The following is a 6,028-nucleotide window of genomic DNA, read 5'->3' as shown; positions in this document are numbered from 1 at the left end:
GCGGATGGCGGGCGGATGGCGGGCGGGGTCGGATGGGTGCGGATGGCGGGCGGATGGCGGGCGGATGCGGATGGGTGCGGATGGCGGGCGGATGGCGGGCGGGGTCGGGTGGCGGGCGGCGGGTGGGTGCGGTTCGGGGGCCGGCCAGCCCGGATCCCGGCGGCCCGCTCGCGCTACCCGGGCGGCACCGGCAGTTGCAGGAAACCGTCCGTCAGCAGCTCACGCACCCTCGGCAGGAGGTCCGCGCTGAGCTCGCGCTGGTCGACCTCGAGCAGCTGGGCGAGCGCCGCGACGATGGAGCCGACGTCGAGGTCGCCATCGCAGGCGCCGACCAGCGCGGCGAGTGCGGTGTCCAGCGGGATCGACCGGCCGAAGCCGCTGCCCTGGTGCAGTGTCATCAGGGTCGGGTCTTCCTGGCCGGGCCAGTAGTGCCGCTCTTCCGTGACGTCGGGCGCGACGACGAGGCGGGCCCGGGCGAGGTGGGCGTCATCCGTGGCCGCCTGCCAGTCGTGGGCGGCCAGGCAGTCGGCGAGGTAGCTGCCGATTCCGGCCGGGTTGTGGCCGAGGGCGCCGGGGAGGCGCTCGAGGCGGCGCAGGCCGGGCCCGGGCGTGGCAGGCGTGGCAGGCGCACCGGGCACCCGAGCGGCGGCCGGCCGCCGAAGCAGAAGGTAGCCGAAGCCGACCTGTGTCACGCCGCGGGCCTCGAAATCGTCCAGCCAGGCGCCGTAGAGGCGGTCGAAGTCGGCGGTGTCGGCGCGGGTGCCGCCGTCGCGGATCCAGGTCTCGGCGTAGAGCGTGGGCGGCTGCACCTCCCGCTCGATGATCCACGCCTCGAGGGCCGCGGCATCCGTCGCCCGCACGGCCTCGTGCGAATTCGACGGAGATTTTGCTCCCGGAGGTGTCGCAGGTGGCGAATTCGAGCTGTTTGGGGCAAAATCTCCGTCGAATTCGTCAGGGCGCGCCGAAACCGCCGGGGTCGCCGTGATCGCCGAAGACGCAGGGTTCGACCGGCGCGACGAGGACGCCGGGGCGTCGAGCCAGCCCGCCAGGCGGTCGAAGGCGTCCTGGCGGGCGTGGTATTCCCAGTTTCCGAGCAACTGGGCCACGCCGTTCGGGGTGAGGTGGTCGGCCGCGCCGCGCACGACCGCCTCGACGAGGGCGTCGCCGACCATGCCGCCATCGCGATATTCGTAGCTCGGCACGCCCGCGACCCGCGGGGTGATCACGAACGGCGGGTTGGAAATGATGTGGTCGAACCGTTCCCCCGCCACCGGTTCGTACAGACTGCCCAGGCGGAACTCTATGTTGCCGATGCCGTTGAGCTCCACGTTCAAGGCCGCGAGCTCGAGTGCGCGTGCGGAGATATCGGTCGCGACGACCCGTTCGGCGTGCCGGGACGCGTGCATCGCCTGGATCCCGCACCCGGTCCCGAGGTCGAGCGCGCTGACCACTTCGGTGGGGATCAGCAGCCCGCTCAGGGTGAGGGATGCCCCGCCCACCCCGAGCACATGGCTCTCGCCGAGCGCGTGGCCGAGTGCGAGCTCGCCCAGGTCGGACGCGATCCACCAGCTTCCGGCGCCGTGCGCGTCCACAAAGGTGTACGGCCGCAGTTCGAGCAGGGGGCGGAGAGCGGCGTGGGACTCGTAGCCGGTGTCACCGGTGTCAGCGGTGTCAGCGGTGTCACCGGTGTCAGCGGCATCGCCGGCATCGCCGGATCCGCCGGTACCGGCGTCGCCGACCGTGACGGATGCCGCGAGGCCGAGCTCCTCCGCCCCGGCGGCGCCCAGCGCAGGGAGGGCGGCGTCGAGGTCCGCACGGTCGACGGGCAGGCCGAGCACGAACAGCCGGGCCAGCGTGGCGCAGGGTTCGGTGTGCCCGAGCTTCTCCCGGAGGCCGGCGAGCGCCCGCAGCGCCGGAACCCGCTGATTGCGGCGCAGCGCGGCATCCGCTTCGATGCCCCACAGTCCGGTCAGGGCCGAGACCGAGTAGTTGGCGGTGGCGAGGTCGGAGCGGAGGCGGTCGATCAGTGCGGAAGTCACCAGTCCATTCAACTGCACCCGGACCGCACCCGAGCCGCTCGCTCGCCGCCCCATGGCCGCCCACTCGCCTGCCAGTCGGTCGCCGAACCGGCTTCCCTACCGGCGTTCCTCGGCCACGCTGTTGCCGCCGTCGACCACGATCGTCTGCCCGGTCACGTACGACGCGCCCGGCGAGGCCAGCCATGCGATGACGGATGCGACCTCCGCCGCTGTGCCGCTGCGCCCGACCGGCACAAGCGCCCCCTCGATCGCCTCGCTGTCCAGCTGTGACCCGGTCTGGATCCAGCCCGGCGCGACCGCGTTCGCGGTGATGCCGAGCAAGGCTTCGTCCACGGCGAGCGCCCGGGTGAGCCCGGCGAGTCCGGCCTTCGCCGCGGCATAGGTGAGGTCTCCGCGTGACGCCATCACCGGCCCGCTCACACTGGACACCGTGACGATGCGCCCCCAGGCGGCCGCGTGCATGAAGCCGATCACCGTGCGTGTCGCGTGGAAGGCGGTCGACAGGTTGATCGCGAGGCCGTGGTCCCACTCCCCCGCCTCGGTCGTGCTGATGTCGCCGTGCAGCATCTCGGCGTCCCCGACCGCGACCATGCCCGCATTGTTGACCAGGACCGTGGGAGCCAGCCCCGCGGTGGCGAGCGCGTCGACGAGCACGAGCGCGCCGGCCTCGGTGTCGAGGGTGCAGACGACGCCGGATGCCGGCACACCCATTGCGGACAGCTCGGCCACGCGCTCGTGCACCCGTTCGGTCGTGGCGGTGAGCACGACCTGTGCGCCCAACTCGCCGAGCATCCGTGCGGCGGCGAAGCCGATGCCCGAGGCGCTGCCGGCCCCGGTGACCAGGGCCGTGCGGCCGGTGAGATCCCAGGCGCCGGGAAGGGCGAAGACAGCGGGCAGACCGACAACTTCGGGGAGAGTCATGGCGTCATGCTAGCCGTTGCCGGTCCAGCCATCGGGATGGCGGCGAATTCTCCGGGAGTGCGTGGGTCGGGCCGCCCAGCGGTTCGACGGTCCGGGCGCGCCGATGCGGTGTGGCTAACTCAGGAGATTCGGGCTGCGGCGGCTGCGGACCCCCGTGTTTCCGGGGGCGGGCAGCCTCATGCGCAGGTTTTTCCTGAGTTGACCCCCGGCTCGCCACGCGACCGGCGCGACCTCGCCGGCGGGGATCATCCGTCGCCTCGGTGCATAACTCCTGCAGATTGGGATCCGAGTCGGGGGGCCGCCCGCGGATTCCCGGGAGATCTGGTCTCCACGTGGCCAAACTGCAGGAGTTATGCACGCATGGGACTGGGCTTCCGGGGCCGGGCACCGGAAGCCGCTCGTGCGCCGTGGCCAACTCAGGAGAAGAGTGGCATCGCGGCCGCGTCCCCCGCGGATTTCCGGGTGCCGACCGCGCCAGCCGCTGGTTTCTCCTGAGTTGGCCCCACGGCACCGAACCGATCAGGCGAACGAGCCGGCGGGCTACAGCCAGCGGGCTACAGCCAGCGGGCTACAGCCAGCGCATGGTGAAGGCGCGGGCGAGGACGGCGCTCGCCGGCGGGACGGCCAGCGCGCGCACGAAGCCGTTCCGCGCGCGGAGGCGCAGCCCCTGCGCTGGGCTTCCCATCGCCATATTGAAGCCGGCCTGGCGCGCGGCCATCCGGGCGCTGCGCCGGCGCCGGCGGTCGAAGTCGGCGAGCACGCCCGGACCGGACACCGGGTCCCGAAGCGCACGTTCCAACGCCGGGGCCAGCTGCAGCGCGTCCAGCCAGCCGAGGTTCATGCCCTGGCCTCCGATCGGACTGATCTGGTGGGCCGCGTCGCCCACGAGCACGACCCGGCCGGCCACCATCCGTCGGGCCAGTCGCTGCTGCACCGAGAAGGAGCTGGCCGCGGCCGAGGTTGCGGGCAGGTGCACACGGGTGCGGGATGCGACCATCGCGGCCAGGTCCGCGCTCGTCGCATCCGTGAGCAGGGTGGGAGTCATGGCCACCCAGCGGCGCCGGCCGCCCGGAAGCGGGAAGGACTCGACCACGCCGCCCTGCTCAAAGAACAGGATGGCCTCACCCGGGTGCTCGCCGGCATCGGGGAAATCGCTCATCAGGTAGGTCTCGCCTCCGGTGCGAGCCGTGCAGCGGATGCCGACCAGGTCGCGCAGCAGACTGCGGGCGCCGTCGGCCGCCACCACATACCGGGCCTCGAGCGTTTCGCCGGGTTCACGAGGCCCACCTGCTCCAGCTGCCTCAGTGGGCTCGCCGGCGCCACCGGCACCGGACCCCGACCCGGCCCCCGCAGTCTCGCCGGACCCACCGGGCGCGGCCGGGGCATCCGTGTAAACCTCGACGCGGTCGCCGCGGTCGCGCACCCCGGCCACGGTCACGCCGCCGCGGAACCGGCCGGGCGCCAGCTCCTCGAAGCGGGCGCGCAGCACCGCCTCGGTCTCGTACTGCGGCAGCGAGATCACGCGGTCGTGCCGGTCGGCCGTATCGGCGAAGACGAGGCGTCCGAGGGTGCGCCCGCCCGAACGCACGAGGCCGCCGCGGATCCGCACCGCCCGGTCGATCACCGCGTCCGCCACCCCCAGTTGTTGCAGGGCACGCAGCGACGGCGGGTGGATGCCGATGGCCCGCGACCGCAGCGACGGCTCCGCCCGCTTCTCCAGCACCTCCACGTCGAGGCCCCGCACGGCCAGCAGCCCGGCGAGCAGGATCCCCACCGGGCCGCCGCCGACCACGATCACGTCCCGCACCGGTCGCCCGCTCCCCGGCCCGCTCTCTTCCGACAGTGCCCGTTCCGGTCGAGAGTGCCCGTCGCGCCGGTCACTCTCGACCGGAATGGGCACTGTGGCGGCCGGAGCCGGCCACCGCAGCACGAGGCGCGACGGATGCTCCCGCGTCACCCGCCAGCCCGGCGGAACCACCGCGCGCAACTCGGCCGCCGTGAAACTGCGCCGAATCGACGTGAGCCCGTCGTCGCGGATGAACGACCGGCGGAACAACGGCCAGGTGCCCAGACCGAATCCGAGGTACGCGAACCGGCTGCGCTCGATGTCGGCGTGCAACACCCGCCCGATACCAGCACCGGCACCGACACCGACACCGACACGAGCACCAGCACCGGCACCGACACGAGCACGAGCACCGCCGCCGCCGACCAGACGCTTCGAATCGGCCAGCAGCCCGCCCAGCTGCTCCCCGGTGAGGTGGTGCAGCACGTGGTTGGAGACCACGAAGTCGAACACCAGGCCCTCGGCGACCAGCGCCGAGCTCAGCGCCCGCCGGAACGTGAGCCCCGGCAACGGCGGCAGGCCGGTCGCGTAGGCGTGCGCGCGGACATCCGGATCGATCGCCGTCACCCGCAGGCGCAGGCCGTCGCGCGCGGCCCACCGCGCCAGCGCCCGCGCCATGTCGCCGCCGCCCGACCCGATGTCGAGCAGCGTGCGCTCCTGGGTGGAAGACAGGGTCGGCCGGATCTCGCGCCGGTACATCCCGCGCCAGCCCGACACGACCGCGTTCACGTACTTGAAGTTCGCGTACGTGTTCGTCAGCCGGTCCGGGTCGCAGTCCGGGTCGTCCATGATCTCGACGGCGTCGCTCGCACGCAGCCCCAGAGTTCGCAGCCCCAGAGAACGGATGCCCACGCCGCTATCCGGCGGTGACGGTCATCAAGCCGGATTCAACCGTCAGCCCTGGCCCGAACGCCATGGCGCAGACCCGTTCTCCGTCGGTCGCGTCCGGGGAATCCATGATCGCCTTGAGCACGAACAGGATGGTGGCGCTGCTCATGTTCCCGTAGTTGCGAAGGGTCTCGCGTGAGGGCACGAGCTGCGCCTCGCTGAGGCCCAGCTTGGCCTCGGTCTTGTCCAGGATGCTGCGCCCGCCCGGGTGGATCGCCCAGTGCGCGATCGCCGTGGCGGGGGTGTCGGCGAGCGCGGGCGGCGCCACCAGAGTCGCGACCGACCCGGCCGCGGCGTCCCCGCCCACCGCCGGCGCGAGCACCGCCGGCGCGAG

4 protein-coding genes are annotated in these 6,028 nt (G+C 72.9%); all 4 read right to left on the bottom strand.

All coding sequences use genetic code 11. The features are described 5' to 3' along the window. Positions 1-173: 173 nt before the first annotated feature. Positions 174-2,039 carry a methyltransferase gene (locus E3T37_RS17225; RefSeq protein WP_241994513.1) on the bottom strand — a complete coding sequence of 622 codons (1,866 nt, stop codon included), beginning with the start codon at positions 2,037-2,039 and terminating at the stop codon, positions 174-176. Between the two features lie 96 nt (positions 2,040-2,135). Next, positions 2,136-2,960 (bottom strand): SDR family oxidoreductase, encoded by an 825-nt coding sequence (locus E3T37_RS00275; RefSeq protein ID WP_134364863.1) that lies wholly within the window; start codon positions 2,958-2,960, stop codon positions 2,136-2,138. Positions 2,961-3,528: 568 nt separating this feature from the next. Continuing rightward, a complete protein-coding gene (locus E3T37_RS17735; protein ID WP_198415923.1) occupies positions 3,529-5,658 on the bottom strand; it encodes an FAD-dependent monooxygenase in 2,130 nt (709 codons plus the stop codon). Positions 5,659-5,662: 4 nt separating this feature from the next. Continuing rightward, a partial coding sequence (locus tag E3T37_RS00260; protein ID WP_304992278.1) for a 3-oxoacyl-[acyl-carrier-protein] synthase III C-terminal domain-containing protein occupies positions 5,663-6,028 on the bottom strand: 366 nt, incomplete at its 5' end.

The sequence above is a fragment of the Cryobacterium sp. TMT2-10 genome, from assembly GCF_004403075.1.
GTDB lineage: Bacteria > Actinomycetota > Actinomycetes > Actinomycetales > Microbacteriaceae > Cryobacterium > Cryobacterium shii.
This window is presented reverse-complemented; position numbering and strand designations above follow the sequence as displayed.

Excerpts from the sequence above, each read along its gene's own strand:
- E3T37_RS00275 (WP_134364863.1), bottom strand. The coding sequence starts at position 2,960 with ATGACTCTCCCCGAAGTTGTCGGTCTGCCCGCTGTCTTCGCCCTTCCC.